The sequence below is a fragment of the Thermomonas alba genome (assembly GCF_022419205.1).
GTDB classification, from domain to species: Bacteria; Pseudomonadota; Gammaproteobacteria; order Xanthomonadales; family Xanthomonadaceae; genus Thermomonas; species Thermomonas alba.
The window spans coordinates 1-519 of record NZ_JAJOZU010000069.1 but is presented as its reverse complement, the minus strand read 5'-3'; the positions used below and the strand labels follow the sequence as shown (position 1 = coordinate 519).

1 protein-coding gene is annotated in these 519 nt (G+C 41.6%); it reads left to right on the top strand.

Annotated features, from left to right (window positions below):
* Positions 1-76: 76 nt before the first annotated feature.
* A partial coding sequence (locus tag ML342_RS12120; protein WP_240127203.1) for a hypothetical protein occupies positions 77-519 on the top strand: 443 nt, incomplete at its 3' end.

The following is a 519-nucleotide window of genomic DNA, read 5'->3' as shown; positions in this document are numbered from 1 at the left end:
ATGGAATGGAATGGCATGGAATGGAATGGAATCAAACTGGAATGGAAAGGAATGGAATGCAATGGAATGCAGTGGTATGGAATGGAGTCAACCCGAGTGGAATGGAATGGAATGGAATGGAATGCAATGGAATGGAATGGAATGGAATGGAATGGAATGGAATGGAATGGAATGGAATAGAATGGAATCAACCCGAGTGCAATGTAATGGAATGGAATGGAATGGAATGGAATGGAATGGAATGGATTCAACTCGAATGGAATGGAAAGGAATGGAATCAACCCGAGTGGAATGGAATGGAATGGAATGGAATGGAATGGAATGGAATGGAATGGAATGGAATGGAATGGAATCAACCCGAGTGCAATGGAATGGAATGGAATGGAATGGAATGCAATGGAATGGAATCAACCCGAGTACAATGGAATGGAATGGAATGGAATGTAATGGAATGGAATGGAATGGAATGGTACGGAATAGAATGGAATGGAACGAAATGGAATGGAATGGAATGGAATC